The following is a 25,392-nucleotide window of genomic DNA, read 5'->3' as shown; positions in this document are numbered from 1 at the left end:
TCTACCTAGCGGAACAGGTATCTACGCACCAGTAGATAAAAAAGGTACGCAGTTTCAATACTGCGAGGGATGAGGGGATTGAAGATGGTTCGCAGCCAGTTTTCCGCGCATGTCGAGTCGAATCTGCGCCGCAGCGCGCTGGCCGTTCTGCTGGCCGGCGGCGCGCTGATCGCCGCGCCCGCGCTGGCGCAGGAGGCAGCCCAATCTGCTGCCCAGCCAGCCGAGGGTCTTGCCGATATCGTCGTGACGGCGACGCGCAGCTCGGAATCGCTCTCTAAAGTCGCCGCATCGGTCTCCGCCGTCTCGGCTGCCGATCTCAGGGTTGGCGGGGTCAAGGACGTCCAGTCGCTCGCCACCGCGATCCCCAACCTCTCGGTGGGTGACCAGTTCGGCGTCAACCGCATCTTCATCCGCGGCATCGGCCTCACCTCGATCGATCTTGGCGCAGACGGCGGCGTCGCGTTCCTGCAGGACGGCGCGCAGATTGCCCGCCCCGCCGCCCAGCTTTCGGGCTTCTATGATCTCGATCGCGTCGAAGTGCTGCGCGGGCCGCAGGGCACGCTCTATGGTCGCGGCGCGACCGCGGGCGCGATCAACCTCATCACCAAGAAGCCGACCGACGAGTTCAACGGCTATCTCAGGGCGAGCTATGGCAATTACAACGCCGTCGCGATCGAAGGCGCGCTTGGTGGGCCGATCTCGGGCGACAAGCTGATGGTGCGCTTTGCCGGCAAGTACGACCGCCGCGACGGCTTCGGCATCAACGAATTTACCGGCAATCAGATCGACAACCGCGATGCCTATGCCTTGCGCGGCACGATCCTCGCCAAACCTGCCGAGGATCTCGAGATCACGCTCTCGGGTGAGTATTTCAACGAGAACGACGCCAATTACGCGTTCCACTATTTCGGCCCGACTGTGGCGCCGGAAAACCTGCTTGGCTCGATCCTTGGCGGCAAGTCGCTGTTCACGGTTGCCGCAGCCGCAGGCCGGCCCGCCAATATCCGCAACATCTGGTCGGATCAGGAGCCGCTCAACGAGCGTGACGGCCACAGCTTCACCGGCACGATCGCGTGGACGCCGGGTGACTGGGAGGTGAAGTCGATCACCTCGTACCACAAGTTCAAGCGCTTCAACCGCGACGACCTCGACGCGTCCGATGCCAACATGTTCGGGCAGAACAACTATATCGAGAACAGCAAGACCTTCAGCCAGGAACTGGTCGGCCACTACAAGACCGAAAAGCTCGATGTGCTGCTCGGCGCGATGTACTTCCACGAGAACCTCTACGGCGAAGTGCGCGTGCCGCTGACCAATCTGGCCGTGCTGCTCAAGATTGCCGGCCAGGTGCCGCCGGCGACGCCCGACAACGCGTTCGACACGCTCAACTACCTCCAGAACGGCACCGTGACGATCGACGCGGTAGGCTTCTACGCGCAGGGCTCCTATGCGCTCAGCGACAAGCTCAAGATCACCGCGGGCGGCCGCTTCAGCCACGAAAAGCGCAAAGGGGTCGGCACGTTCGACTTCCTCGGCAGCGTCAATACCGACAAGCAGAAGGGCTGGAACGCCTTCACCCCTACCGTCACGCTCAACTATCAGGCCAACGACAGCACGCTGCTCTATGCCTCGGTCACGCGCGGCTTCAAATCGGGCGTGATCAACGTCGGCTCGCGCAACGACGTGATCAACCCCGAATACGTCTGGAGCTACGAGATCGGCCTCAAGACCGCCACGGCGGACCGCAAGCTGCAGGCCAATCTCGCTGCGTTCTACATGGACTATACCGATCTTCAGGTCGGCTTCGTCGATGCCAGCAGCGTCGTCACCACGGTCAACGCGGCTTCGGCACGCAACTACGGCTTCGAAGCCGAACTGCGCGCCAAGCCGCTGCCGGGGCTGACGCTCGAACTCTTCGGCACCTACCTCAATGCCAAGTACCGCCGCTTCACCACCGGCGATTACCGGCAGGGCTTCAAGCAGATCAGCGTCGCGGGCAACCGCCTCTCCAACGCGCCGGAGTTCTCGTTCCGCGCCGGCGCCAACTACGACATCCCGCTCGGCACGGCGGGCAAGCTCAACGCCCGTGCCGAAGTGAACTGGCAGGACCGGGTGTTCTTCACCGAGTTCAACAACGCCGATGCGACGCAGGCCCCCTATGCCCTGATCAACGCCGGGCTGCGCTTCACTTCGGCGAACGACCGGTACAGCGTCGACGTCTGGGGCCGTAACCTCGCCAACAAGCTGATCATCACCAACAACATCATCACTGCCCCGCTGTTCAGCAGCGTCCGCGTCGGCTCGGTCGCCCCGCCGCGCACCTATGGCGTGACGTTCGGGGTGAACTTCTGAGGGGCTAGGGGATGACCGAGAGCCTGCGCTTCGACCTCACCGATCCGCAGCTCAAGCGTGATCCCTACCCGATCTTCGCGGCCTTGCGCCGCGAAGATCCCCTCCATTTCTCGCCGCTCGGCTTCTGGATCGCGACGCGCTACGAGGACGTGCGCACCATCCTGATGGACCGCACGAACTTCGGACAGGGCGATTTCCTCTCGAACATCCGCCTGTTCTATGGGCCGGACTTCGATGTCCTGTCGCATTCGGCCTATCGCTGGCTATCTGAAATCTTCCTCTACCAGGACCCGCCGCGCCACACCCGGGTGCGCGGCCTCGTCACGCAGGCGCTCACCGCGCGGCGCGTGATCGAAATGCGCCCGCGCGTGCAGGCGGTGGCGGACCGGCTGCTCGATGCCGTGGCGGATCAGGGCCGGATGGAAGTGATCCATCAGTTTGCCTACCGCTTTCCCACCCTCGTCATGTGCGACATGCTCGGCCTATCGCCCGAGGAAGCCTCGGACGAGGTGCTCGTGGCGCTCAATCAGGCCATCGCCGACAGCTTCGTCGTGTTCGAAATGCGCGCCTTCTCCGATGCGGAGCTCGGCCTTGCCAACCGGCAGATGGATTTCCTGATGGATTTCTTCGGCGCGGTGATCGCAGACCGCCGTCTGCACCCGCGCGACGATCTCGCCACGGCGCTGTGCCAGGCACGCGACGAGAACGGGCCGCTCAGCGACCACGAGATCGCGACCGTTGCCATCGGCCTGTTCGGTGCCGGGTTCGAGACGACCGCCCACATGATCGGCAACGGCCTCCTCAGCCTCGCGAAGTTTCCCGATCAGTGGGCGAAGCTGGTCGCCGATCCGGGCCTCGCCGAATCCGCGACCGAGGAAATCCTGCGCTACGAAAGCTCGCTTGTCGGCACCAACCGTACTGCCTTCACCGACACCGAGGTGGGCGGCCAGCTGATCCGCGCCGGCGAACGCGTGCTGACTTTGGTGGCGGCAGGCAACCGCGATCCCGCCGTGTTCGACGAGCCGGATCGCTTTGACATCACCCGCAAAGGGCCGAAGCACCTCTCGTTCGGCGGCGGCATCCATTTCTGTGTCGGCGCGGAACTGGCGCGCCTCGAAGGCGAGATCGCGTTGAAGTCGCTCGTCTCGCGTTTCCCGCAACTTCGGATCGATGCCGCCAGCGCGCAGTGGCGGCAGGAGGGCTTCATGTTCCGCGGACTGAACCGGCTCGACGTCAGCTGGTGATCAGAGGCGTTCCTTCTTCAGCCGCATCCCCGCCTTCTCTCGGTCCCACGTATCGGGCGTTATGCCTTCGGCGCGCAGTTCGGCCTTCATCACCTTGGCGGTCGGCGTCTTGGGCAGTTCGGGCAGGATGCGGATATAGCGCGGCACCATGAAGTAAGGCATTCGCGCGGCGAGGAATTCTGACAGCGCCTGCAGGTCGATGTTCGCACCCGGCACCGGGGCGATCACCGCCATGACCTCGTCTTCGGAATATTCGCTCGGCACGCCGATCACCGCCGCCTCGCGCACGTCGGGGTGCGCGGTCACGTCGCTTTCCACCTCGAACGAGGAGATGTTCTCTCCGCGCCGCCGGATGGCGTCCTTCACCCGGTCGACGAAGTAGAAATACCCCTCCGCATCGCAGCGGAACGCGTCACCGGTATGAAACCAGCCATTGCGCCAGGCGCGCGCGGTCGCTTCCGGATTCTTGTGATAGCCGCTGTTCATCGCCCAGGGCCGATCGGTGCGGACGATCATCTCGCCCACCGTGCCGATGGGCACTTCGCAGTCATTGGCATCGACCAGTCGCACATCGACACCGGGCCGCATCTTGCCGCAGGTGCCCAGCTTGACCGGATTCGCGTCCGATACGATGGGCGAGGAAATCTCGGTCATGTTGAAGATCGTGTAGACATCGATCCCGAAGCGCTCGTGAAATGCGCCAGCCGCCTCGGTCAGCGGCACCATGAAAGCCTTGGTCACGCCATGATCGCGGTCCTCAGGCCCCGGCGGACGCTTGATCAGGAAGGTGGCCATCACGCCGAGCAGGAACACCACAGTGCAGCCGGTGCGCTTCACGAAATCCCAGAACGTGTCGGTGGAGAAGTTCTCCATCAGCGCGATCGAACCGCCGCGCGCGAGCATCACGAAGGGAATGCCCAGCCCGCCGATATGGAACACCGGCATGTTGACGAGGAAGCGGTCCTGGCCGGTCACGAAGTGCCAGCTCTCGGGTCCGGCGTTGGTGTAGAGGTGGAGGTAGGAGGAAAGCACGCCCTTGGAAGGCCCGGTGGTGCCCGAAGTGTAGATGATCGACTGCGTGTCCCAAGGCTCGATGGGCCGGTCCAGCGGGGCAAGCTCGGCTTCCTCGCCGGTCACATCCTCAAAGGCATGGACGGCAAAGCGCGCGGGTGCAGTGCCGTCGCCAAGCTGCACAATCGTGGTCACCGCTGCGGTATCGGCCCCCTCGAGCCGGTCGAGCAGCCCGCCGTGGGCGACGAGCACCGTCGCATCGGAATTCGCCAGCACATGCTCGAGGATCGAGCCCCGATAGGCCGTGTTGAACGGTACGAACACGCCGCCGAGGTAGTTGATCGCATAGAACACGATCAGCGCCTCGCGCCCGTTAGGCAGCCACACAGCAACATGATCGCCGCGTTTCACGCCCAGCTTCGCGAGGCCCGCCGCCTTGGCAACGACCAGCGCCCGCAGCTGCGCATAGGTCCACTGCCCGCCATCCTCGAACACGGCATAGACTGCATCCGGCTGCGAGGCCGCGAAATCGTCGATCAGGTAGCGCAGCACGCAGCGGCGCCGATCGAGCACGCGCGGATCGCTGTGGCCTTTCGCGTCAACCATGGGCCGCTCCTGCCGGCTGAACCATCTTCTGCACCATGGTGATCGCATCCATCACCACTTCCGTGGCCGACCAGCGCCCGCCTTCGTGATACCACAGCGCGATCCAGCTCAAGAGGCCCGAGACCCAGATCGCCGTGCGCGAAGGGTGCGTCACATCGAACTCGCCGGTCCGCTTGCCCTTCTCCAGCAGCGCGGCCAGCTTGGTATCGAACGTGTGCCTCAGATCGCGGATTCGCCGTGCATCCTCGGGCAGGAGGCACTTTTCCTCGCGCAAGTAGACCGTCACATAGCGCTGGTTCTCGATGATGATCCGCGCCACGCGCTCGACCACGATCTTCAATTGCTCGCTCGCCGTGCCTTCCACCGAGAGCGCCTCTTCCAGCGCGGTCAGCGAAAGCTGGATGCCGGTCTGGCAGATCTCGTAAAGCAGCTCGCCCTTGTTCTTGTAGTACGAGTAGATGAAGGGCTTCGTCACGTTAAGCTGCTCGGCCACCGAATCCAGCGTCGTCGCCTCATAGCCGTTGAGGAAGAAGAAGTGGCTCGCTTCCTCCAGGATACGCCGCCGCTTGTAGGCGGTGATTTCGTCCTTGAGCTGGGAGGCGGCGCGCTTCTTCTTCGGCTTGTCCATGAGGTCCGCGATGTCCGTGGCGAGTGCAGCGGCGGTTTGCATCAGCCCATCGCGGTCCGCAAGATTTCCATCACGTCCGCCGCCGTCTTGATCGGGCGGGGATTGGTGCGCCCCCAGATGTCCTCCAGCGTGTATTCGGACACGAGCTGGAGCTGGTTTTCGCTGACGCCCACTTCCTTGAGGCTGCGCGGCATGCCGAGCCCGCGGATGAGCTTGTCGAGCAGTTCCGAAGCGGATTTCGAGGGATCGCCAAGGCAAGCGCTGATGCGCTTCTGCCGCTCGCCGTTGACCGGTGCATTGAACGCCTGAACATAGGGCGACATCACGCAGCTGGTGTGGCCGTGCGGCACATCGCAGGTGCCGCCGAGCACGTGGCCGATGGCATGGCTGGCGCCCATCGGCACACCGCCGATGATCGGGATCATCGATTGCCACGCGCCGATCTGGCATTTGAGCCGCGCGTCGAGGTCGGTCGGGTCCGCCTTCACCGCCGGGAGCCCAGCCGCCAGCAGCCGCAATGCGCTATCGGCAATACCATCGCAGAAATCGTTGGAGAGGAACGAGGCCAGCGTCTCGGTCGCATGATCCACCGCGCGAACGCCGGTCGAGAGCCACAGCCATTCGGGCGTGTGCACCGTGATCGCAGGATCGAGCACGACGCAGACCGGCACCATCTCGCGCTGGGTATAGGCCTGCTTGAGCTTGATCGCCTCGTCGGTCGCGCCAGAGAGCGGATTGAACTCGCCGCCCGAGAGCGTCGTCGGCACGCAGATCGCGCGCACGTCCGGCCCGGCGAATTCGGGGATCACCATCGCGCCGGTATCGTCCACCCGCACGCGGTAATCGTCGAAGCCTTCGATGGTGGTGATGTTGTGCTTGAGGCAGATCAGCAGAATCTTGCCCGCGTCGGTCACGGACCCGCCGCCCACGGTGACGACCAGATCGGCCCCCGCCGCGCGCGCGGCATTGGCGGCCGCGAGCACATCACTGCGCGGTGCGTGGGGCTGGATGCCGTCGTGCGTTGCCGCGTGGCGGCCGCCTAGCGCGGCCTCGATGCGGCGGATCTCGTCTGTCTGGCGGTTGAGGTAGCTGCTGGCGAGAATGAACACACGGCTCGCGCCGCGCGCCGCCGCTTCCTGTGCAACCGCTTCGGCCGCCGGGACGCCTAATGTGACGCGCTCGGTTGCCGTGAGCATGACCTGTGAGGCTGTAACCATCGCCGCTCTCCCACCAATTGCTTTGTTTATACTCTAGAGTAGCATTTGTGGAATGCGGGTCAACGGGGGATCAGGTCCAGCCAATCACGAAGCTGCAGGCCTGCTCCCCACGGGCACAGCAGTGCTCATGCCGCACCAGCACGCGAGGGCTGACCAGTTCGCGAAATAGCCGCGTGAGAACGGCGCGGTGCCAGGGGCAGCCCGGCATGGCGATGGGATTGTCCGTGATGGAAATCACCGCCGCGCCCCGCTCCATCCGCGCCGCGAAGGTGCCGGAACCGGCAAAGGTCCAGGCATGAACGCGGATCGCCCGAAGCAGCATCCGCGCCGACCACGCTGGTGGCAGCCGCCGCAGCAGCCACTGCGCGCCCTTGGGAATGCGGTTCTCGAGCAAGTACTCGGCGGTGCGCTCACCCGCCTCCCACGAAAGCTCGTCCCAATCGCTTGGCTGGCGCGCCTGCACCACAAGATGCAGCGCCGCAGCCTCGCGCTCGTCGGTCATCCGTTCGGGATCGCGCGCCAGATAGTGCGCCAGCCCCGCTGCCCGCAGCGCCGCCGCGCGCTCCTCCAGACCCAGCCGGTCGGCCAGCACATCGGCAAGCTGGATGATCGCGTTGGGGCCGACCTTTCCGGCCGGCGCGGTCATATGTGCGCCCCGCTCCGGCCCGGCGCGTCACCTCGGGTGGGCGCCACCTTGAACGCATCGGCTTCCTCGTCGGTCAGCTGCTCGGTCCCGCCACCGCAGGCCTTGATCACGCCCGCTGCTTCGTGGACCACCGCCTCGCGCTTGGCCGCCTTGCGGCTGGTCTCTGCCGCCGCCTTCCAGTCGCCCGTCTCAGCGCGGTGGTTGGTGCGGGTCCTGTCGAACTTGAAGTCGACGCCCTTCTTCGATTGCGGGCCCCAGTAGTTCACCCGGCCCAGATCATAGAACGTGCGCTGGAAGCCCGCCTTGAGGAATGCCTTGAGGCAGCCCAGCAGGTACTTGCGCCGGTATCCCGTCCCCTGCCACGGATAGGAGAACAGCGCCTTTCGCATGTAGAACCGGCGGTAGTTGTTCATCACCCGGTCGAGCAGTTCGGCCCGGTCCATCGCGGCGGGTTTGATGATCGGGGTGACGAAATTGTACTTGTCGAAATCGTGGATCTCGACCTTGTCGCCGAGTTCCTCGAACAGGTTGGAGAACGGCCAGGGCGTGTACATCGACCAGTTGGCGAGGTCCGGCTTCCAGTCCATCGCCATGCGGTAGGTCTCTTCGAGCGTTTCCGCCGTCTCGTTCTCCAGCCCCACGATGAACTGCGCCTCGACCAGAATGTCCGCCTCGCGCAGCAGCCGGATCGCCTTCTTGTTCTGCTCGACGGTCGTTTCCTTGTTGAACAGATCGAGCTTCAGCTGCGCCGCCGCCTCGGTGCCGAGCGAGACGTGGACGAGGCCCGCCTTGCGGTAGAGCGCGAGGTATTCCTCATCACGCAGGATATCGGTGACGCGGGTATTGATCCCCCACTGGATCTTCTCCGGCAGGCCCCGCGCGATCAGCTCCTCGCAGAAGGCGATGAACTTCTTGCGGTTGATGGTGGGTTCCTCGTCGGCAAGGATGAAGAAGCCGACATCGTGATCGTTCACCAGTGTCTCGATCTCGTCGACCACGGCCTTGGGATCGCGGATGCGATAGTCGCGCCAGAACTTCCACTGCGAGCAGAACGAGCAGGTGAACGGACACCCGCGCGCCATGTTGGGAATGGCGACCCGCTTGCCGAGCGGGATGTAGATGTACTTGCCCCATTCCAGAATGCCCCAGTCGGGCTTGATCTTTTCCAGATCCTTCACCGTCGGTGCGGCCTTGGTGGCGATGATGTCCTGCCCGTCGAGGAAGGCGAGGCCTTCGATTGCGTGGCGCGCCAGCGGCCAGCGCCCGTCGTCGATCGCGCGCACCAGCTCGAGCAGGATTTCCTCCCCCTCCCCCCGCACGATCACGTCAATCCACGGCGCTTCGGTGAGCACCTGCTTGAACATGAAAGTCGCATGCACGCCGCCCAGCATCGTGATGATCGCGGGCGAGACCTTCTTGGCGATCTTCAGCGTCTCCTCGGCCTTGTAGATCGAGGGCGTGATCGCGGTGGTGCCGACCACATCGGGCTTCAGTTCGCGGATGCGCGCTTCGAGCGCTGCGTCATCCACATGATCAGTCATCGCATCGATGAAATGAACGTCATCGTAGCCTGCGCCCTTCAGGGCACCCGCCAGATAGGCCGCCCAGGCCGGAGGCCAGTTCCCCGCAATCTCCGCGCCGCCGGAATGGTAATTCGGATGAACGAGAAGAATGCGCATGATCTGTCACTCCAATTGGACAGATCGAAGCTCCCTCACTTTGGACACTCGAACATTGATCCAGCGCAACTGCGCTCAGCCGGCCTCCACCATGGCAATCCGCTGCATCACCAGCGGCAACTGATCATTGCCGAAGTACATGAAGGCGCCATCGACAAAGATCGTCGGCGAACCATAGGCACCGCGCGCAATTGCCTCGTCGGTGTTCGCGCGCAGCCGCGCCTTCACTTCATCGCTGCCCGCTGCCGCCCGCAGCGCCGCGGCATCAAGCCCGCTTGCATTGGCGATATCCACCAGCACTTCAGGATCATCAATATTGCGCGCATCCCCGAAATAAGCCTCAAACGTCGCCTCGCTGAAGCGCAGCAGATCCTCCGGCCGATCCTCCAGCGCGCAGCAGAACCGCATCGCATGGACCGACTTCACCGGATGGAATTCCGAGGGGAAGTTCATCCTGAGCCCGGCCAGACGCGCCCATTCCTTCAGCCACGTGAAGCTCAGGCGGAACTTGGGATTGTCCGGATTCGCGCGGCTTTCGTAGACGCTCTGGTTTACCGCATTGAACACCCCGCCGACCAGAAACGGCCGCCAGGTCACCGCCACATCCCGGCCCGCAATGCCCTCGCGGAAGTTGTGAAACGCCAGCCGCGTCCAGGGCGAAGACAGATCGTAGAAAAACTCCACCCGCACACTCATGCCCCATCTCCGTCTTTGATCCCGAACAGCACCCGCCGCGTTTCGGCATCGTCCTGCGGCCGCTTGTTGATCCGGTCGCGCCCCACTGCCATCCCGCGCCGCAAGCCCGGGCGCTCCTTCAGCCGGTTGTACCACGCCTTAAGCGCTGCAAACTCCTCCAGCGGAATGCCTTGCGCCTTCCACGTCTGGATCCACGGGAAGCAGGCCATGTCGGCAATCGAATAATCGGCCCCTGCCACGTGTTCCTCCCGCGCCAATTGCCGGTCCAGCACGCCATAAAGCCGCAGCGCCTCATTGCGGTAGCGCTCGGTCGCATAGGCGATCCGTTCAGGCGCATAGAGCCGGAAATGCCCATGTTGCCCCAGCATCGGCCCCAGACCGCCGACCTGCCAGAACAACCACTCCAGCACCGCCTTGCGCCCGCGCAGATCGGTCGGGAGGAACTGCCCCGTCTTCTCCGCCAGATAGACGAGGATTGCCCCGGTCTCGAACACCGGCACTGGCTCGCCCCCATCTGCCGGTTCATGGTCGATGATCGCGGGAATCCGGTTGTTGGGGCTGACCGCCAGAAACGCGGGCGCGAACTGCTCACCCTTGCCGAGGTTGATCCAGCCCACCTCGTAAGGAAGCCCGCATTCCTCGAGCATGATGGATATCTTCCACCCGTTCGGCGTGGGCGCAGTCAACAATTCGATCATCGCCGCTCCTGCATCTGGCCAGCGGTGCAAGGCATCCCACGCCAGCCCGCCACATGCAACGCCGCACAAAAGCGACCCACGTTGATGGAAACGGCGCCGGTGCGCCTAGCGCTCGGTCACATCCCGGTCCATCGGTGCGAGCTTGGCCAGCAGCCGGTTCTGCGCCGCGAAGGAAACACGCGCCTCGCGCATGGCGCGCTGAAGGTTCTCGACCAGCGCATTGAGGTCGGCGCGTGTCGTGCCGAGCCCCTTGTGCGCGGTCTTCATGTCGCGGCCCGTATAGGTGCACCCGGCGTTGAGCAGATAGCACACCTGTTCGAACAAGGTGCGCCGTAGCCGCACCATGTCATGCTCCTCGAAGATCGCCTTGATCCGCGGGTCCGCCTCGCTCAGTTCGAGGGCGCGGTCGGTGATCCGGCGAATGCCCGCCTGCCCGCCAAAGGCCCGCGCAAGTCCATCGCCGGAATAGGGCCTTGCGCCCGCATTGGCATCGCCCTGCACATAGGGATCGACCGGGATCTCCCCCGTCACGGGATCGCGCTCCTTGCGCACGACGCCAAACTCCTTGTCCCAGTCGACCGGCGCTTCGGTCTGCGCAGGCGCAGGCGCTTCGACGGGCGGTTCGGCCAGCGGCGCGGCGGCGATCAGCATGGGCAGCAGAAACATCATCGTCGGCTCTCTCAATAGGCCACTTGCAGCGAAAGCAGGCCGCCGCGCTGACCCGCAAACGTCGCGACCGAGCCGACGTCGACATAGGCAGCGGTCACTGTCACATTCCGCGTCACCGCCCAGGCCGCGAACAGATCCTTCGCATCATCCTCGCGTGCAATCCCGAGGTTGTCCGGCCGCGTCCGCCACTCGCCGCCCACCACAAGGCGGCGGCTCAGCATGTAGGCGAGCGAACCTTCGAACTGCACGCTGCGCCCGGCACTCCCGGCGCCATGCTTGTCGCCGCCGAAACCGAGCAGGCCAAACTGGTTGGCCTTGGTCACCCGCACCGTCGCATTCGCCAGCACGCTCGCACCCAGAAACAGCTTGGTCGCGCTCACCGTGAAATCCGTACCCGCCGAAGACCTGGCGCCCACCGCACGCACGATCGCGGCATCGAGGCTGCGCTTGTGCTCCACGCCGATGCTCACTTGCGGCAGCCAGGCGGGACCATAGACCAGATCACCGGCAAGCCGCACCTTGGCCGAGAGGATGTCCTGATTGAACTGGAACCCGCGCCCCAGCCCCAGCGCCGCGCCAACTTGGCGCGTGTTGAAGTTCTGCCGGGCGTAGGCCAGCTCCACCCGGTCGCGAATGCCGATCGCGATACCGTGCGTATCGAGCCGGAAATCAGGCAGTTCCACGCCGGTCACATGGGCCGAAACGCCAAACGCGCGGTTTGTCCCCATGCCTGAAATCGTAGCCCATGTGGCAAGGCCGCCGCCGCCGCTGCCTTCTATCGTGGTGATGCCGTTGGTCAGGATGAGCTTGCCGCTATCAAAGCTGACAAGGTCGCGCGCCGCTGCCGGGGTGCTGCTGATCAGCGTGCCCATACTGCAGGCAACGGCAAGGCGGACAAGGCTCTTTCGCATGCGCCACCATTAACCGCACCGACTTGCAGATTCGTAAAGGCAGCACACCGCGGGATTGACCAGTTCTTAGGAAAACCGTGCGAAACCGCATACATGGTCCTGCGCTTCGTCTATCGGCTGCCCCTCGCACTGCTGTGCCTGATCGGGGTCTCGGCGTCTGGTCCGCAGATCTCCATCGTGCAGGTGTTCGACCAGCGCGGCCTTCCCGTCGAAGGCGCGGTGGTCGAGGTTCCGCCCCCGGCGGGCAGCATGCGCGCGCTCGCTTTCCCGTGGCGCAATGCCATGGCGCAGCGCAACCAGACGTTCGTCCCCGGCACGCTGATCGTGCCGCAAGGCTCCTCTGTCGCCTTCCCCAATCTCGATACGGTGCGCCACAGCATCTACAGCTTTTCCAAGCCCGCGCGCTTCCAGATCGATCTCTATGGCCGAGACCAGACACGTTCGCAGCGTTTTCCGGTCCTCGGCACCGTGGCGCTCGGCTGCAACATTCACGACAAGATGCGCGGCTACATCCGGGTGGTCGCCACGCCATATGCCACCGCTACAGATCTCAACGGGCGCGGCCAGATCGATGGGCTTGCTCCGGGCAGCTACCGCGTGACCATTTGGCACCCGCGCTTGCGCAGCAACTCCGGCGAAACCGTCCAGACCGTCACCATCGCGCCCGGCACCCCGGCGCGCGTCACGATAGAGATGCGCTGATCCGATGCAGTTCGCCCTTGCTACCCGCATCGCCGCCTTGCGCCCCCGCACCTTGCGCGCGCGCATCGCCGCGCTGTTCATGGCACTGCTCGCAGGCGTCATGGCCGTCACCGTCGGAGTCGCGGGTAGCGGGGTCAGCCTTTTCGCCCACGCTGTTGCCGAGCGCGACATGGCCGCCAATGCCCGCGTCTTCGAGCAGCTGATCGCCAGCCGCGCCGGGCAGCTGCGCGATGCCGCGATGGTCGTCGCGCGCGATTTCGGTTTCCGCGAGGCCTTTGCCCTGAATGACCGCGCCACACTCGGCTCCGCGCTTGCCAGCCTGGGCGAGCGGACCGGCGCTGAAGTCGCCGCCGTCGTCATGCTCGACGGCACGGTGGTGACCAGCCCCGGTGCCCCTGCGCTCGATGGCAAGGCGCTGCTTCCGGCACTCGATGCGGGCGGCGCCAGCGGCGTGATCGATCTCAAGGGCCAGCTCGGCCTCGCGGTTGCGGCTCCGATCGAGACCCCCGATCTCGCCGGCTGGCTGATCCTCGCCCAGCCGCTCGGCACGCGCGATCTCGAAGCCTTGGGCCGCCTTTCCGCCGTGCCGATCAAGGCCTCGGTCGCCCCTGCGACCACGCTGGCCCCTGCCCAAAGGGCGCTCGGCCTCGGCAGCATCGGCGAACTGCCGTCTCCGCAAGGCCGCCAACTCGTCCGCCTCTCTGCGCTCCCCAGCCTTCAGCGCGGGATCGAGCCGCGCCTCATCCTCAGCCATTCGCTCGAAAAGGCGATGCAGGCCTACCGCGCGCTCAACACCGCGCTCATGGTCATCGCGCTCGTCGGCACACTCGCCGGCCTTTGGCTTGCTTCCCGCATTGCGCGCAGCATCAGCCGCCCGCTCAGCCAGCTCGCTGAAGCTGCGCAGCGCTATGCGGGCGGCACTGTCTCGAAGGTTGCGATCACGGGCGATGCCGAAGTCGCCGATCTGGCGCAGAGCTTCAATGCGATGGTCGATGCGATCGAGGAGCGCGAGCGCCAGATTGTGCACAGCGCGTTGCACGATGGGCTGACCAGCCTGCCCAATCGCCGCTTCTTCATCGAGAAGCTCGACCGCGCCGTTACCAGGCAGACGCCGACCTCGCGCACAATGGTCGTCTTTGTCGATCTCGACAATTTCAAGATCATCAACGACACGCTCGGCCACCCCTGCGGCGATGCGCTGCTCCGGCAGGCCGGCCAGCGCCTGCAGGAACACTTCCCCGATCACATGGTTGCCCGCTTCGGCGGTGACGAGTTCGGCCTGCTGGTCACCGGCCTTGGCGAAGGCGCCGATCCGGCCTCGCTTGCCCGCTCGATCCACGCCTTGCTCAACGATGAAGTCGATATCGGCGGCCGAACGGTGCAGCTCACGGCCAGCTTCGGCGTCGCGGTCGGACCTTCGGATGGCGCCAGCAGCGATGAACTCCTCAAGAATGCCGATCTCGCGCTCTATCGCGCCAAAAGCGAAGGCAAGGGCACCTATCATTTCTTCGAGGCGGCGCTCGACGAGGAAGCACGCCGCCGGCGGCAGCTCGAACTGGAGTTGCGCCGCGCCGTGCGCGAAGGCGGGTTCGAACTGTACTTCCAGCCGCTCTATTCGATGGCCGAGCAGCGCCTCAAGGGCTTCGAGGCGCTGATCCGCTGGAACCACCCTGAGCGCGGCCTGATAAGTCCCGCCGAATTCATCCCGCTGGCCGAGGAAACCGGCCTCATCGTGCCGATCGGCGAGTGGGTCATCCGCGATGCCTGCGCGCGCGCCGCTGCCTGGCCCGGTGATCTCTCCGTGGCGGTCAACATCTCGCCGCGCCAGTTCTCCAGCCCCGTCCTTGCCCAGACCATCGTCCAGGCCCTCGCCGCCTCGGGCCTTCCGGCACACCGGCTCGAACTCGAAATCACCGAAAGCATCTTCATCGGCAACGTGGAGCGCACCCTCGCCATGCTGCACAGCATGCGCAGCCTCGGTGTGCGGATCGCGCTTGATGATTTCGGGACCGGCTACTCCTCGCTGAGCTACTTGCGCTCTTTCCCGTTCGACAAGCTCAAGATCGACCAGAGCTTCGTGCGCGATCTTGGCAGCGACACGAGCGCAACCGCGATCATCCGTGCCATCACCACGCTTGCAGCGGCACTTGGCATCGAAACATTGGCCGAAGGGGTCGAGCTTGAAGCAACGATGGAAGCCTTGCGCCACGAGGGCTGCGATCTCATCCAGGGGTACCTGGTGAGCCGCCCGGTTCCGTCCAGCGAGGTTGCCGGCCTGGTCCAGCGACTGAACCGAGACCAGCAATGGGCCACAGCCGCAAGCGCAGCGGGGTAGGCACGCTGCAAGGGATATCCGGGAGCCCCATCAAGGCGGCTACTCAAAAGGCCCCCAAATGCGTCTGGATGCAGACGGATTTATGCGGAAACTTCTGGCTGAGCCAGTCGATTTTATGGCAGATTTCCGGGATTTTTCAACCGCACGCGGACATTGGCGGAGGTGGAAATGGTGCCGCTTAGGTGATTCGAACACCTGACCCCATCATTACGAATGATGTGCTCTACCGACTGAGCTAAAGCGGCGTGCCGTGTGGGCAGGGGCGCGCTTTAGCTACAGGCCGGGCGCTAGGCAATGGGATTCTGTTGCACGGATTCTGGCGGTAGCGCGGCGCGCGGAGCGCAAAGGGGCTTGATGCATGCGGGCGATCCCGCCATACGGCGGTCCGGCGTTCGCCGCAGGCACTGCCTCCCGCTCCATCGGGAGTTGCCCGCGCGGGTGTAGCTCAATGGTAGAGCAGCAGCTTCCCAAGCTGAATACGAGGGTTCGATTCCCTTCACCCGCTCCACGCCACAGTCCACCGGCGTTCACCCGCATCATTGTGTCTCACAGGAACCTCGGATGTTTTCAGGGTTGCGAGGCCGCTGGAAGCCATAGATTTGCGCCTGCATCCTGCCCCAACGGGGTTCTGGAAGACGTTCTTGCACCTGCAGAGCGCTCCGAAACGCTTCAGCGTGCAGGCTGGTCATCGGTATGAGCGCAGCGGCAGACCTTGATCGTCCCGATCGCGTCGGAGGCAATGCGTTCGCAGCGCTTCGACCTGCTTATGCCAGTCAGCCGGATGGCTTCTGCGACGCGAACGTTGTTGGGATCGGATCACCCGGGATCTGGCCCCGCGGCTCTGCCCTGGTGTGGCCATCGCCTTCTCATCTGTCATTCCGACTTGCTTTCAGATCCTCCAAGTCAGCGTGACGGGAAATCACCGAAGCGCGAGAATGGAAACTTTTTGGCTTTATAACAAATATTTAATGGAAGCAGCTTGCGTCCTGATTGGCGACCCTCGCAAGTTCGGCCGCGATCTCCGCGCTTCGCACAGGCTTCACGAGGTGCCCTTGCATCCCGGCCGCAAGGCACTGGTCAATGCTTTCCTGATAGCCGTTCGCGGTCACCGCAATGATCGGAAGCATTCCGGCGGTAATGCCGCTTTCCCGCAGCAACCTGGTTGCGGTCATGCCGTCCATTCCCGGCATCTGGATATCCATGAGAACCACTCCAAATGGCTGGGTCTCGGCGATGGCCTCATGAACCATCGCGATCGCTTCTTCGCCTGTCTGCGCCAATGTTACACGATGGCCCAGCTTTTCCAGCATGGCCGTAAGGATCAGCTGGTTGGTGCGGCCATCTTCGGCAACAAGAATGCGCATCGATGGCAGCTCGGGCAAGGATGGCGCCGGGGCAGGTAGCGTGGTGGAAACGGTCGCGGCGTCCGGAAGGGTCAGTTTGATCCGCAGTACCAGGGAAGTACCGACACCAAGCTCGCTCCTGAGGGTCAAGGTTCCGCCCATGGCTTCGGCAATCCGGCGCGAGATCGGCAAGCCCAGACCCGTACCGCCGTAGGAAGCGACAATGCTTTCCTCACCTTGACCGAAGTCTTCGAAGACCTTCGCCTGCGCAGCTTGCGAGATGCCGATCCCGGTATCGTCCACCGCGATCACCAATTGGTCCCCTTCAGTTCGGGCGGAAAGCCGGATCTGCCCCGTCTCGGTGAACTTGACGGCGTTGCCGATGAGGTTTGCAAGGATCTGGCGCAGGCGCAGGCTGTCGCCCACAATCGACCGCGGCACATCGGGGGCGATATCGAGATCGAGCGCCAGCCGCTTGCCAACCGCGCTGGCGGTCATCAGGCTCATGCAATCGGCAAGGCAATCGTGCAGATTGAAAGGCTCAGCCAACAGCTGCAGCCGCCCTGCATCGATCTTGGCGATATCGAGAATGTCGTTGAGCAGCTTCATCATCGTCGCGCCGGATTCGGAAATCAGCCGGACATAGTTTCGGCTGGTATCGTCGAGCGGATGATCAAGAAGCAGTTCCGAGAGGCCGATCACGCCATTCATCGGCGTGCGGATCTCGTGACTGAGGTTGGCAAGGAATGTGCTCTTCGCGGCAGTGGCCTGTTCGGCACGGTGGCGCGCTTCGATGAGATCGGTTTCGAGCAGCTTGCGCGCGGTGATATCGCGCACTGAAGCGACAATCTCGTGCGGGGCGCCCTTGCGGGTCCGTAGCAGCCGGCAATTGGCCTCAAGCCAGCGGTATTCGGTTTCGGTCTTCGCGGGGAGCGCCCGGTAGGCCACGCTGAGATTGTCGACCTTGCCCTGGAGGAGCTGGTCGAACCCGGTGCGGACAGCCCCGATATCATCGGGGTGGATGCGGATCAGCATCGGCACGCCAAGAAGCGCGTTCGGATCGTAGCCGAGGACCTGACGCACCGAAGGCGTGACGTAGAGGCAATGACCGTCGAGCCCGATCCGGAACACCATGTCATTGATGTTCTCGGTAACCAGCCTGAGCTCACGGGTGCGGCTTGCCAGTTCTATGTCGCTCGCCTTGCGCTGGGTCACATCGGTGACCGCGGCGATATAGCCGCTGAGCCGCGAGCCGTTCTCGAACTCACCGGTTGCGGTGAAGGTCAGCCAGCGCTTGAGCCCGGACCTGTCGATGTAGTTGATCTCGTTCTCGAAGACCGCACCCGGGGTCATCAGCGAGTGATTGATCTGATCGATTGCCTGGGTGTTGGCGAGGCCGAGCACTTCGGACCAGAGTTTGCCAACAATCGCCGAGGCCGGCGCCATGACGAGCAGTTCGATGCGCTGGTTGACGTAGGTGATCAGGCCATGGCGATCACAGCGCAGGATGCCGATGGGCGAGGTGTCGCACAGCTGCCGGAAACGCTGCTCGCTGGCCTCCAGCGCGACAACATAGCGCCGTTGGTCGGAAACATCGCGAATACTGCCCGCGATGCCTTCGAACCGTCCGTCCGGCGTGGTGATCCGGCGGATGCTGATGTCCGCTTCGCGGATCTCTCCGTCGCGCCGTGCAAAGCTGCGATGGGTGCGCAGTTCGTCGGGTTCGGCCCCGCGGGACCGCTCGGACTGCACCAGCGTCTCGACGATATCGCCAAGATCGAGCACGGCCGGGCCCGATCCTTCAAGCGTTTCCGCAACGGTGAAGCCGGTCATCGCCTCCCATGCCGGATTGAGGAACGTCCAGCGCCCCCGGACATCGGTGCGAAACACGACTTCCTGCATGTTGTGGAGGATCTCGGACGTGAAGGCCAGCGTCTGCGCAAGCTCCTGCTCGAGACGGCGGCGTGCCTCCATCGATGCCGCGATCGGCAGGAGGCAGCCGTAGCAGCAAAGATACGCCGTCTCGATGAAAAGATACCGGCCCTCGGGCGCTATCGCCAGCACGTCGGCCGGGCCGTTGCCAAAGGCAACCGCCACCGTGGCGATCAGGATGGAGAGCAAGTGCGCTGCGGCGGTATCGCGGATTCCCAATGAGACGCTGACCCAGACCAGCGCGGGGCACACGAAGAAGATGTAGGTGTGCCCACCGCTCAGAAAGACGAGTGCCGTGAGCGCGGCGACTGACACAAACCCTGCCGCCCGCCGGAGCGAGAGCAGGCTGGACAGGTGAAACGAGCGGTCTTCCAGCAACCCGAGGAAGAGCGGCGTAGCAATGACAATGCCGATGGCATTGGGCAGGACCCATCGGAATGCGTTGGTTTCTTGAAGGCCCGAGAGGCTGGACAACTCGGACATGGCAGCGAACGCGCCTCCGGGTTGCTGCACGGAAAGCATGAACACGGTAAATATCAGACTGAACAGCGGCGCGATCACCGTGGCGACAATGCCAAGCTTCAGCACCGCATCTGGCATGGTCAGATCAAGACCACCCGGCGCGAGCTTCTTGAGTGCGGCGCCGCCCATCACGGCCTGCAAACCGGCGAGGAGAGCAGCAACAGCCGCGTTTGCCGGCGGAATGCCGCCAAGCATGAGGCCGAATAGCGAAGCAAGCAGCATGCGCAGGATCTGCGTCCATGGCCTCCGCCAATCGAGCGCGAACACAGCTGCCAGCATCACCGACGGCACGAGCATGACGGTGAGCGCGTCTACATTGGGATAGACGAACCGCGCCTCGAACAGCGACAGCACGAGAATGAACCCATCGCGCGCGCCTTGCGCTCTGTTCATCGAGGGTCCGCTCGCCGCGAGGTTCATGCAGCCTCGCCGGTCGACGCCCATCTCTCGCGCTTGCGGTAGAGCGTCGAGGCGCTGACGCCCAACATTCTGGCGGCGGTCGGCAGGCTTCCGGCAGCGTCCTCGATCGCGCGGGTAATCACGAGACGCTCGATCTCGTCGAGCGTCATGCCGCGAAAGGCGGCGGCAAGATCAGGCAGCGGCGCGGCGGCGGCCACGGAAGCCTCAGCCGGCAAGGGCGCGGGAGAGAGCGGCACTGGCACCGCGCCCGGCTCGGCCGGAAGCGCCGACAGGGGCAGGTCCGGGCCATCCCAGAGGACCGCCGCGCGTCGCAGGACGTTCTGCAGTTCGCGCACATTGCCCGGCCAGCGATAGGCCTTGAGCGCCGCCAGTTGCGCTGGTCCAAGCGGGCCGAAGTGCTTGCCTTCCTCGCGCGCGAAACGCTGGAGAAAGGTCTCGGCCAGTTCAGCGATATCGTTGCCGCGATCGCGCAGCGGCGGCATGTGGACGGGCACCACCGCGAGGCGGTAGTAAAGGTCTTCGCGGAAGCGCCCTTCGGCCACTTCCCGCAGCGGATCGCGGTTGGTGGCGCAAACGATGCGCACGTCGACTTCGTCGACCCTGCTGGTGCCGACGCGCTGGACCGTGCCGGTCTGCAGAAAGCGCAGCAACTTGACCTGCAGCGGCAGGGCCATCTCGCAGACTTCGTCGAGGAACAGCGTGCCCTTATGCGCAGCCTGAACTGCACCGATGCGATCGCTGACGGCCCCGGTGAACGAGCCCTTCACGTGGCCGAACAGCTCGGATTCCAGGAGGTTTTCGGGGATCGCACCGCAGTTGATGGCAATGAAGGCGCCGTTGCTGCGCCCGGATTCGCGGTGGATGGTGTCGGCGCAGACTTCCTTGCCGGTCCCGCTTTCGCCGGTGATCAGCACCGTTGCGCGGCTGCGCGCGATGCAACTGATCTGCCGGTAGATCTCGCGCATCACCCCCGAACTGCCGACAAACCCGCCCGGTGTGGCGACGGGCGCCCGAGGATCTGCCGATTGTGCGGGGGCAGGAGCCACCAGTGTAGGTCCGGCCTCGATCGCGCTGGCGACAACGGCAAGCAGGCGCTTCGCTGCGAGGGGCTTGACCAGAAAGTCGTATGCCCCAAGCCGCATGGCCTCGATCGCGCGCGACAGCGAGCCGTCTGCAGTAACCACTATGACGGGTTGTTTTGCGAGCAGATCGACATTGCTGCGCAGGAGTTCGAGACCGTCAATATCGGGAAGCTGGAGATCGAGCAGCAGCGCGCTGAAGGCCTCACCCTGCGCCAGAGCGCGCAGGACGGCAGCCCCGGTATCGACGACAACCGCCTCGTAGCCGGCCTTCTCGAGATGGCCCGCGTACATGAGAGCGAGGGCAGGAATGTCTTCGACGATGAGGATGCGCTTGCGGGTCATGAACGGTACCAGAGTTAGTAGGTTTCCGGCGTAACTAAGCAGGATGCGTGCCAAATCGCGAAAGGCATGAACGGCAGCATAAGGACCTTTCCTTAGCAGTTCGTTCGCATTTCGCGAATGTTGATGTTTGCAAAATGCCAATCCTGGCCTTTGCAAAATGCGAAGAAGGCGCGATTGCAAAACGGGAATCGGCCCGGATTCAGCCGAAACAGCGCAATTCCATCAGATTTCGGGAACTGGCACAGGGATTGCCATGCTGGGGCAAACCCCGGAGATTCCCATGTCCCAGATGCTTCGCCCCACACTGACCCGATTGAAGGGCTCGCCACGCATCGTCGCGATGATGGTGCTCGCCCTGACCAGCGGCTGCGCGACCATGCCGACGCCCCGCAATGTGGCCAGTGCCCAGTATCAACCCACCCAGCGCCTCGAAGAGACTGCCCGTGCAGAGCGCTGCCTGACCCCGCAGCTGCCCGCCGCCCTCGGCGCACTGGCGGCGGAACCGGCCGAGGCGCTGGCCGCGTTCCCCGATGTGATGGGGCCGGGTGACCGGCTGCGGCTCGATGTCAGCGGCGACAAGGATGTGCTTTCGCACGACTATGTAATTGCGGCGAACGGCAGCCTGACGATCAACGGAATCGGGGCAATCGCTGCGGCCGGGCGCAGCAGCGGCGCCGTGTCTGAAGAGGTGCGCAGCAGGCTCGTTGCAGCCGGCCTGATCCGCGACATCGCCAACAATCTCCGGCTTGTGCCGACCGAGCGCGCCGGGGTTTCGGTGTCGGTCGAAGGTGCGGTGTTCGAGCCGGGCGTGATCGTCGCGGGGGAACGCGCCACCGACGCGCGCGCAACGACAGTTGCCAACCCGGCTCTGGGCGATTTCAACAATGGCCGATCGCTGGCAACCGCCATCCGGGCGGCGGGCGGACTGCGCCCAGATGCAGCGCTCGATGCCGTCTACCTCGTGCGCGGTGATCGCTATGCCCGGATCGATCTCAGCCCGGTGCTGGGCGGTGTCGAAGGCAGCGACGGCACCGGCGGCCTGCCTGTCGATCCGCAGCTTGCCCGCGGCGACCGCATCATCATTCCGTCCAAGGGCTGCTTCCAGCAGAAGCTGGTCCGCCCCAGCCCCGTCACCGCACCGGGCATCCGCGTCTACATGTCGAACCTTTCGCGCCCGGCGGCCAGCAATGCAGCTTCCGCCATCGGCCGGGATGCGACGAGCCTGCCTTATGGCACGCGCTTTCTGCAGGGCCTGATCGCGGCCAACTGCGTCGGCGGCTCGGCGCTCAACGCGGGGCGCAGCGCGGTGCTGATCTCGCGCAATCCGGTCAACGGCCATTCGGTGGTCATTGCCCGGAAGGTCGAGGCCCTCGTCCGCGATGCCGATCGCGACGAGGTCGATCCCTACCTGATGCCCGGCGATGCGATCGCCTGCTACGACAGCACGGCGATGACGTTTGTCGATGCCGTGGGCGTCGTGGGCAGTCTGCTCGGGCCGGCGGTTCTTGCAAAGAATCTCAAGCCATGAACTTCGCACAGCAAATTCAGCCCGACCGGCGGCTCGTCCGGATCTGGGGTTTCGTTCGCAACGGCTTGCCTTCGGTAGGCCGCTACCGGCGCTATCTTGTGATCATCGGACCGGTGATCGCCTCCATCTGGATCCTGACCGCCCTCTATCTGATCGCCGTGCCGCGCAGCTACACGAGCCAGTTCAGCCTGATCCTGCCCGGATCGGGTGTCGGCAGCTCGATCAACGTCGAATCGATCGGTCAGGCACAAGGCACGAGCAATTCCGCCTTCGCCAGTTCCACGCTCAGCCCGACCGAGAACTACAAGCAGCTGCTGACGGCCGATGTCACCCTGCGGGCCGCAGCGCGCATCGCGCACGAGAGCGAGGACACGTTCCCGACACCGACCATAAAGCTCGTGGACCAGACAAACCTCATCGCGATCAGCATCACCGCGCATAGTGCCGAAGGTGCGCATCGCCGCGCCATGGCCTTGCAGCAGGCCTTCGTCGAGGAGCTCACGGCTCTGCGTGCGGATGAGGCCAAGAAGCGCGAGGAAAGCGATCTTGCGCATCTGAGCGAGCTTTCCGACAAGGTGAAGGCGGCGCAGCGCAAGCTGATCGAGTTCCAGGCCAGCCATGGCCTTGCCACGCTCGAGCAGTTCAACAGCCGGATCGCCTCGGTTGACACGATCCGCGACAAGGAACGCGATCTGCGCGTACAGATGCGCATGCAGGGCGGCACGGCCTCGCGCCTTTCGGGAACGCTCGGTGCCAGCCCCGGCGGTGCGAACGTGATCATGCGGCTCAAGGGCGATCCGATCTTTGCGGAACTTGCGCAGCGGTATGCTGCCGCCAATGCCGATGCCCAGCTCAAGGCGGGAACCCTCGGCCCCCAGCACAGCGCACGGGCTCAGGCCGATGCGGAGAGCGCGCAGCTGCGCGCTGCGCTGGTGCATCGCGGGCAGGAGCTGACCGGCCTTTCCGAACAGGCCCTGCTGCGCCAGACCGATCTGCAGCTGGGTGACGGCCGCTCGACTCTGATGCAGGCGATGAGTGCCAGCGATGCGCAGGCGGCAGGTACGCGCAGCGCGCTCGCCGAACTCCACGGCGATCTGGCGCGCGCCCGGGCCGATGCCCCGCAGTTGATCCTGCAGGCCCAGCAGCTCGCAGATCTCCAGCGCGACCAGCGCGTGACCGAGGCGGTGTTCTCCTCCGCGCTTGCCCGGCTCGATACCAACAAGCAGGACCCCTTCGCGTCCTACCCGCTGGTGCAGGTGCTTGCCGCGCCTTCGCTGCCCAAGGCGCCATCGAGCCCTTCGGCGATCATTGCTCTGGCCGGCGCGCTCGCGGCGACCTTGATGACCCTCCTTGCCTTTGGACTCCTATGGCTACGCCAACCGATCCTGCGCCGAATGCTGCAGAACGCCTGATCGCCTTCACGATCGGCGGGAGCTATTGGCTCTGGCTGGTCGGCGGGCTCTACATGGCCGGCCCGCTGCTGGGCTGGGCGCTTGCTATCATGGCGGCGCGCAACTGCTATCTCGCCCCTGCCTTGCCCGAAGGCGAGCGGCCCGGCCCCTTGCCGATCCAGGTCTGGGCCTGGCTGCTCGGCATGGCCGCAATGCTCCTGATCCTGCTGGTCGCGCATGCCCAGTTCGGCCTGGGCAGCGCCCAGACAGTCAAGTCGGCAGTCGGCTGGGCAAAGGGCTGGGCCTTGCTCGGGCTGTTCCCCTTCGCGGGCTATGTCTTGCCGATCCGGCTCAGCGTGTTGGCGCGCGCAGTCTGCCGATTGGGCCGCCAGACCATGATCCTGATGCCGCTGTTCCTCGCTGCGCCGTTCCTCCACCTGCCCTCGATCCTGTGGGTCTCCCCCCTGAAGGTCTTGGGCAGTGCCAGCGATGAATTCTTCGCCGTGGTACTCTACACGGTCGACCCCGAGATCGGCACCCCGCGCTGGCAGTTCTTCGCTCCTTGGTCGCCGGCCGCCGGGATGGTCGCGGTGATCCACTTTCTCATCGCGCGCGAAGAGCGGTCGGCGCCATGGCGCTGGACGGGCTATTCGGCGAGTGTGCTGATCGCCCTCCTCTCGCAATCGCGCATGGCACTGGTCGCGCTGGCGATCATCATCCCCCTCGCCCTGCTCGCGGGCAAGCTCGGCAAGGCGCACACCTGGTTTGCCTTCGCACCGGTTACGCTGGTGGCCAGTTGGCTGCTGCCACAGCTTGCAGCGCTCAGCGAGCAAGCCTCGAGCAGCTTCAACGGCGCGCGCGCCTCCTCGTCGCGCGTTCGCGCAACGCTAGGCCGCATCGCGGTCGAGCGCTGGCAGCACGAAGCCTACTGGTTCGGCCACGGGATTGTCGAACGCGGACCGCACCTCGTCGAATACATGCCGATCGGAAGCCACCACAGCTGGTACGGCCTGCTCTACGTCAAGGGCCTGCTGGGGGTTATCGCCCTTGGAGTTCCGATGGTTTCATCGCTCATCGGCTGCGTGTTGGCAGCAGCCGGAGGCCGGTATGGGCGTCTGGCGCTCACGATGAGCCTTACCTACTGGCTCTACAGTTTCGGCGAAAATCTCGAAGTCCTGGTCTACATCACGTGGCCGGCCCTGCTGGCGCTTGGCATCGGCCTGCGCCTTCAGCGCAGCAATGGGGCGCCCGGCGAGGCTGCGTCATGATATGCAGAATGCGAAGATCGTTGCATTCTGCAAAGCCTGCTTTTGCACAATGCAAAGAATATCCGCCGGCAATTGCCAAGATGCGCGGGTATTAGCCTCAGCGCACAACTGGCATGTGATTTGCTTAACCAGTTTGAGCTGCAAGCCGTGGCCAGTGGAATCGGGAAGTC

The 25,392-nt window shown here is 64.5% G+C and carries 18 protein-coding genes and 2 tRNA genes; 8 read left to right on the top strand and 12 right to left on the bottom strand.

What is annotated here, in order from left to right; all coding sequences use genetic code 11:
- Window positions 1–84: 84 nt before the first annotated feature.
- Window positions 85–2,352 (top strand): TonB-dependent receptor, encoded by a 2,268-nt coding sequence (locus Q0082_RS16835; protein ID WP_298194788.1) that lies wholly within the window; start codon window positions 85–87, stop codon window positions 2,350–2,352.
- Window positions 2,353–2,363: 11 nt separating this feature from the next.
- Window positions 2,364–3,596 (top strand): cytochrome P450, encoded by a 1,233-nt coding sequence (locus Q0082_RS16830; protein ID WP_298194766.1) that lies wholly within the window; start codon window positions 2,364–2,366, stop codon window positions 3,594–3,596.
- Here the strand turns inward: Q0082_RS16830 and Q0082_RS16825 are convergent, their stop codons facing one another.
- From Q0082_RS16825 to Q0082_RS16785, 9 genes are all read right to left on the bottom strand, one after another.
- Window positions 3,597–5,213: an AMP-binding protein gene (locus Q0082_RS16825; RefSeq protein WP_298194765.1), complete on the bottom strand. Its 1,617-nt coding sequence runs from the start codon at window positions 5,211–5,213 to the stop codon at window positions 3,597–3,599.
- Complete coding sequence (locus Q0082_RS16820; RefSeq protein WP_298194764.1) at window positions 5,206–5,883, bottom strand: TetR/AcrR family transcriptional regulator; 678 nt, start codon at window positions 5,881–5,883, stop codon at window positions 5,206–5,208. Before Q0082_RS16820 ends, Q0082_RS16825 begins: the two co-directional genes overlap by 8 nt.
- On the bottom strand, window positions 5,883–7,058 hold the full coding sequence (locus Q0082_RS16815) for an iron-containing alcohol dehydrogenase (protein ID WP_298194763.1): 1,176 nt from the start codon (window positions 7,056–7,058) through the stop codon (window positions 5,883–5,885). Before Q0082_RS16815 ends, Q0082_RS16820 begins: the two co-directional genes overlap by 1 nt.
- Window positions 7,059–7,128: 70 nt before the next feature.
- Window positions 7,129–7,704: a bacteriochlorophyll 4-vinyl reductase gene (gene bchJ / locus Q0082_RS16810; RefSeq protein ID WP_298194762.1), complete on the bottom strand. Its 576-nt coding sequence runs from the start codon at window positions 7,702–7,704 to the stop codon at window positions 7,129–7,131.
- On the bottom strand, window positions 7,701–9,383 hold the full coding sequence (bchE, locus tag Q0082_RS16805) for a magnesium-protoporphyrin IX monomethyl ester anaerobic oxidative cyclase (protein WP_298194761.1): 1,683 nt from the start codon (window positions 9,381–9,383) through the stop codon (window positions 7,701–7,703). Before bchE ends, bchJ begins: the two co-directional genes overlap by 4 nt.
- 75 nt (window positions 9,384–9,458) lie before the next feature.
- Window positions 9,459–10,079 carry a 2-hydroxychromene-2-carboxylate isomerase gene (locus Q0082_RS16800; RefSeq protein ID WP_298194760.1) on the bottom strand — a complete coding sequence of 207 codons (621 nt, stop codon included), beginning with the start codon at window positions 10,077–10,079 and terminating at the stop codon, window positions 9,459–9,461.
- Window positions 10,076–10,777, bottom strand: a complete 702-nt coding sequence (locus Q0082_RS16795) for a glutathione S-transferase N-terminal domain-containing protein (RefSeq protein ID WP_298194759.1) — start codon at window positions 10,775–10,777, stop codon at window positions 10,076–10,078. Before Q0082_RS16795 ends, Q0082_RS16800 begins: the two co-directional genes overlap by 4 nt.
- Window positions 10,778–10,882: 105 nt before the next feature.
- On the bottom strand, window positions 10,883–11,446 hold the full coding sequence (locus Q0082_RS16790; RefSeq protein ID WP_366522575.1) for a group 1 truncated hemoglobin: 564 nt from the start codon (window positions 11,444–11,446) through the stop codon (window positions 10,883–10,885).
- Window positions 11,447–11,457: 11 nt separating this feature from the next.
- Complete coding sequence (locus Q0082_RS16785) at window positions 11,458–12,318, bottom strand: DUF3034 family protein (RefSeq protein WP_298194758.1); 861 nt, start codon at window positions 12,316–12,318, stop codon at window positions 11,458–11,460.
- A 132-nt stretch (window positions 12,319–12,450) separates the two neighbouring features.
- On the opposite strand from Q0082_RS16785, the gene Q0082_RS16780 reads away from it, so the two are divergent.
- On the top strand, window positions 12,451–13,059 hold the full coding sequence (locus tag Q0082_RS16780; protein WP_298194757.1) for a carboxypeptidase regulatory-like domain-containing protein: 609 nt from the start codon (window positions 12,451–12,453) through the stop codon (window positions 13,057–13,059).
- A gap of 4 nt (window positions 13,060–13,063) precedes the next feature.
- A complete protein-coding gene (locus Q0082_RS16775) occupies window positions 13,064–15,394 on the top strand; it encodes an EAL domain-containing protein (protein ID WP_298194756.1) in 2,331 nt (776 codons plus the stop codon).
- A 169-nt stretch (window positions 15,395–15,563) separates the two neighbouring features.
- Here Q0082_RS16775 and Q0082_RS16770 read toward each other — a convergent pair.
- Window positions 15,564–15,639, bottom strand: a tRNA-Thr gene (locus Q0082_RS16770).
- 189 nt (window positions 15,640–15,828) lie between these two features.
- Here Q0082_RS16770 and Q0082_RS16765 point away from each other — a divergent pair.
- Window positions 15,829–15,902, top strand: a tRNA-Gly gene (locus tag Q0082_RS16765).
- A gap of 457 nt (window positions 15,903–16,359) precedes the next feature.
- On the opposite strand, the gene Q0082_RS16760 is transcribed toward Q0082_RS16765, so the two are convergent.
- Both Q0082_RS16760 and Q0082_RS16755 read right to left on the bottom strand, forming a co-directional pair.
- Window positions 16,360–19,584, bottom strand: coding sequence for a PAS domain S-box protein (locus Q0082_RS16760; RefSeq protein ID WP_298194755.1), 3,225 nt, complete (start codon window positions 19,582–19,584; stop codon window positions 16,360–16,362).
- A 23-nt stretch (window positions 19,585–19,607) separates the two neighbouring features.
- Window positions 19,608–21,035 (bottom strand): sigma-54 dependent transcriptional regulator, encoded by a 1,428-nt coding sequence (locus Q0082_RS16755; protein WP_298194754.1) that lies wholly within the window; start codon window positions 21,033–21,035, stop codon window positions 19,608–19,610.
- Window positions 21,036–21,315: 280 nt separating this feature from the next.
- Here Q0082_RS16755 and Q0082_RS16750 point away from each other — a divergent pair, with 280 nt between their 5' ends.
- From Q0082_RS16750 to Q0082_RS16740, 3 genes are read left to right on the top strand one after another with little or no spacing between them, the layout of a single operon-like run.
- Window positions 21,316–22,563, top strand: coding sequence for a polysaccharide biosynthesis/export family protein (locus Q0082_RS16750; RefSeq protein WP_298194753.1), 1,248 nt, complete (start codon window positions 21,316–21,318; stop codon window positions 22,561–22,563).
- The gene (locus tag Q0082_RS16745; RefSeq protein WP_298194752.1) at window positions 22,560–23,975 is read left to right on the top strand and encodes a hypothetical protein; all 1,416 of its coding nucleotides are present in this window, start codon (window positions 22,560–22,562) and stop codon (window positions 23,973–23,975) included. The genes Q0082_RS16750 and Q0082_RS16745 overlap by 4 nt, the downstream gene beginning before the upstream one ends.
- The gene (locus tag Q0082_RS16740) at window positions 23,930–25,222 is read left to right on the top strand and encodes an O-antigen ligase domain-containing protein (protein WP_298194751.1); all 1,293 of its coding nucleotides are present in this window, start codon (window positions 23,930–23,932) and stop codon (window positions 25,220–25,222) included. Before Q0082_RS16745 ends, Q0082_RS16740 begins: the two co-directional genes overlap by 46 nt.
- The last annotated feature ends 170 nt before the right edge of the window (window positions 25,223–25,392 follow it).

Source organism: Novosphingobium sp. (genome assembly GCF_027489515.1).
Lineage (GTDB): Bacteria > Pseudomonadota > Alphaproteobacteria > Sphingomonadales > Sphingomonadaceae > Novosphingobium.
Note: the sequence above shows the minus strand (reverse complement) of the source record. Positions and strands in the feature narration are given on the sequence as shown.